Source organism: Tardiphaga sp., from assembly GCF_025356345.1.
In the GTDB taxonomy this organism is placed as follows: domain Bacteria; phylum Pseudomonadota; class Alphaproteobacteria; order Rhizobiales; family Xanthobacteraceae; genus Tardiphaga.
In genome coordinates this window covers 1-3,086 of sequence record NZ_JANXTC010000346.1, presented here as the reverse complement: position 1 = coordinate 3,086, position 3,086 = coordinate 1, and the positions used below count along the sequence as shown (strand labels likewise).

Annotated in this window: 2 protein-coding genes and 2 pseudogenes; 3 read left to right on the top strand and 1 reads right to left on the bottom strand. The window is 65.6% G+C overall.

The genetic code is table 11. The features are described 5' to 3' along the window. Together prfC and Q0S16_RS21105 are read left to right on the top strand one after the other, a co-directional pair. Nucleotides 1-569: pseudogene (prfC, locus tag Q0S16_RS21110) on the top strand (peptide chain release factor 3); the annotation flags it as partial. A 220-nt stretch (nucleotides 570-789) separates the two neighbouring features. Beyond that, nucleotides 790-1,392 (top strand): annotated as a pseudogene (locus Q0S16_RS21105) (hypothetical protein). 181 nt (nucleotides 1,393-1,573) lie between these two features. On the opposite strand, the gene Q0S16_RS21100 reads toward Q0S16_RS21105, so the two are convergent. Next, nucleotides 1,574-2,575 carry a tripartite tricarboxylate transporter substrate binding protein gene (locus tag Q0S16_RS21100; RefSeq protein WP_295852611.1) on the bottom strand — a complete coding sequence of 334 codons (1,002 nt, stop codon included), beginning with the start codon at nucleotides 2,573-2,575 and terminating at the stop codon, nucleotides 1,574-1,576. A 116-nt stretch (nucleotides 2,576-2,691) separates the two neighbouring features. On the opposite strand from Q0S16_RS21100, the gene Q0S16_RS21095 reads away from it, so the two are divergent. Continuing rightward, the coding region (locus Q0S16_RS21095; protein WP_295852608.1) for an NnrU family protein at nucleotides 2,692-3,086 on the top strand (395 nt) is incomplete at its 3' end.

The window sequence follows — 3,086 nt, the reverse complement described above, 5'->3', positions numbered from 1 at the left end:
CGCAATTCTTCTTCGCGCAGGACCGCGCGCTGGCCGACGAGGCCTTCGCCGGCGACGTGGTCGGCATTCCCAACCACGGTACGCTGCGGATCGGCGACACGCTGACCGATGGCGAGGACCTCACCTTCATCGGCGTGCCGTCCTTCGCGCCGGAAATCGTCCGCCGCGTCCGGCTCGGCGACGCGATGAAGGCGAAGAAGCTGAAGGAAGCGCTGCAGCAGATGTCGGAAGAGGGCGTCGTGCAGGTGTTTCGGCCGCGCGATGGCGCGCCGGCCCTGGTCGGTGTGGTCGGTCCGTTGCAGCTCGACGTGCTGAAGGCGCGGCTCGATGCCGAATACCAGTTGCCGGTCAGTTTTGAAGTCTCGGAATTCTCGCTGGCGCGCTGGATCTCCAGCGACAATGCCAAGAAGCTCGATGCCTTCATGACCGCGAATAATTCCGGCGTCGCCGACGACGTCGATGGCGATCCGGTATTCCTCGCCAAGAACGATTTCTATCTGAACTACACCAAGGAACGCGCCGAAGGCATCGTGTTCACCGACATCAAGGACGTGAAGAAGAAGGCGTGAGGCGAGGCGGCCGGCGCCATAGCGAAGCCTATCGTGCCGGGGCCCTCCGGTTGGCGGATCCGCCCCACGGATAGCGTGGGGCGCCGTTCGGCGCGCGATCGCGGCGATTTCTCTCCGTGCGCTCCTGCGGATGTGATGCGCCGACCCCTTGATGGCGCCGAGCCGCGCATCATTTCGTTGCAAGATGCTTTGAATGGCAAGTTGCTTTGAAAGGAATGGCATGCCGGGCCGGTTAGCCGTGCTCGCGGTGGCCGTCGCTTTGCTGGCCGCAGCCGCCGAGGCGCGGCAAAGGGGGGCCATCGATCCGACGCCGTTTGCGCATGCGCCGTGCGGCGTGCTCGACGACGCGCCGTGCACGCCGTCGACCTGCAACGTGTTTCAGCATTGCCCGTGCATTCCAGAGATCGACTATCCGAACGGGCAGAACCTGCGGGTGACGATTTTGAGCGTGCCGGCGCGGGACGACGCGGCGAAGTATCACAAGCCCGATCACGACCTCGACATCGTCGGTGACCTGTTCGCGGCGCCGCGGTCGTGCTAGTCGCCGCCGCCCGCCGAGCAGGCCCGGCAGGGCATGCAGATGTCGATGCTGGTCAGCTTCCAGCGGTCGGGCGAATGGATCAGCGCGCCGCGCCTGACCTATGCGACGCCCGACGTGTCGAAGGAACTTCGCGCAGGCTATCTAAAGGCGATCGATGATTCACTCGGCGCCTGTGCGCCGCTGTCCTTCACGCCCGGCCTCGGCGGCGCCATCGCCGGGCGGCCGATCATGATCCGCTATCTCGATAACCGGGATTTGCGCGAACAGAACGGCGTCCGCTGATCTTAACCTCGGGACTGGGCATGCGGATCAAGCGCCTCCTTGTTTTTCGAATATGCGCCAGCCCAACCGCAAATCTGTAAGATGGCCTTGGCGATTGTGCCTCGCCCCTCACCCGACCGGGCTTCGCTGCGCGTTGCCCAGTCGACCTCTCCCCGCAAAGTGCGGGGCGAGGTGAAGAAGGCTACTCGATCCTGATATTCGCGGCCTTGATGACATCGGCCCACATCGCCTTCTCGTCGCGCATGCGCTTGCGCAGCTCGTCCGGCGACGATGGCACCGGGGTGATCAGTTGCGCCTTCAGCCGCTCGATCACCGCCGGCTCGGCCAGCGCCTGCGTCACATCGGCGTTGATCTTCGCCACCACGTCGCTGGACAGGCCGCCGGGCCCGACCAGCGCGTTCCAGGCGTCGGACTGCACGTCGATGCCGCTCTCGGTCAGCGTCGGCACGTCGGGCAGGAACGGCGAGCGCTTCGCGGTGGTCACCGCCAGCAACTTTACCAGGCCGCCGGGGAGCTGCGGGGTGACGCCGATCGCCGGCAGGCAGGCAACCTGGACGTCGCCGCGCAGCAGCGCCGTGGTGGCCGCCGGCGAGGACGGGTAGGGGATGTGCAGCAGTTGCACGCCGGCCTTCTGCGCGATCGCTTCCATGCACAGCTGCGACAGCGAACCGGCGCCGATCGAGCCATAGGCCAGGCTGATCTTCTCGGCTTTCACCCGGACGAGAAATTCCGCGACGCTGTTGACGCCGAGCGAGGTCGGCACCGCGAGCACGCTGGGCAGTTGCGTCAGCATGGTGATCGGCGCGAGGTCGGTATCGGGATTGTACGCCAGTCTGGCAAACAGCAGCGTGTTGATGGCCAGCGGGCCGCCCAGCGAAATACCGATCGTGCTGCCGTCGGGCACCGATTTGGCGATAGCGTCGGTGCCGATATTGCCGGAGGCGCCGGGCTTGTTCTCGATCACGAAATTGGTCGCGGGATAGCGCGCCTGCAGGCTGTCGCCGAGCACGCGGCCGATGATGTCGGGCGAAGAGCCGGCGCCGAATGGCACGATGATCCGCACCAGCTTCGGCGGCCATACTGGAGCAGCCCCTGTCTGCGCCTGCGCCGCGACAGGCAACCACAGCAGCGCCGTCGCGGCCAGTGCCAGCCTGCATGCCCGTCCGATATGATTCCCCGGCATTGCGCCCGTCCCCCTAAAAATGATACCCGGAACTAATAGGTCGGCCCCGGTTCGCGGCGGACCATAATGGGAAATTCGAGGCCGGCAAATGGCCTCAAAGCCCGAAGGGAGATATCGTGGGACTGAGCGTGATGATCCTCGGCCTCGTGCTGTTTCTCGGCGTGCACCTGGTATCGACCCGGCGCGACGTCCGCGCGCAGCTGATCGCGCGCTTCGGCGAGAGCGGCTACAAGCTCGGTTACGCGCTGATCTCCGTGGCTGGCCTGGCGCTGATCGTCTGGGGCTTTGCCGCTTACCGTGCCACCGGCTGGATCGACGTCTGGACGCCGCCCAAGGCGATGCGACATATCGCCGTCGCCCTGATGCTGCCGGCGGTGATCCTGCTGGTCACCGCCTATCTCCGCGGCCGCATCTACAAGGCCGTCAAACATCCGATGTTGACCGCGGTCAAGCTGTGGGCGCTGGCGCATCTTCTCGCCAATGGCGATCTCGGCTCGATCATCCTGTTCGG

Excerpts from the sequence above, each read along its gene's own strand:
- Q0S16_RS21100 (WP_295852611.1), bottom strand. The coding sequence starts at position 2,575 with ATGCCGGGGAATCATATCGGACGGGCATGCAGGCTGGCACTGGCCGCG.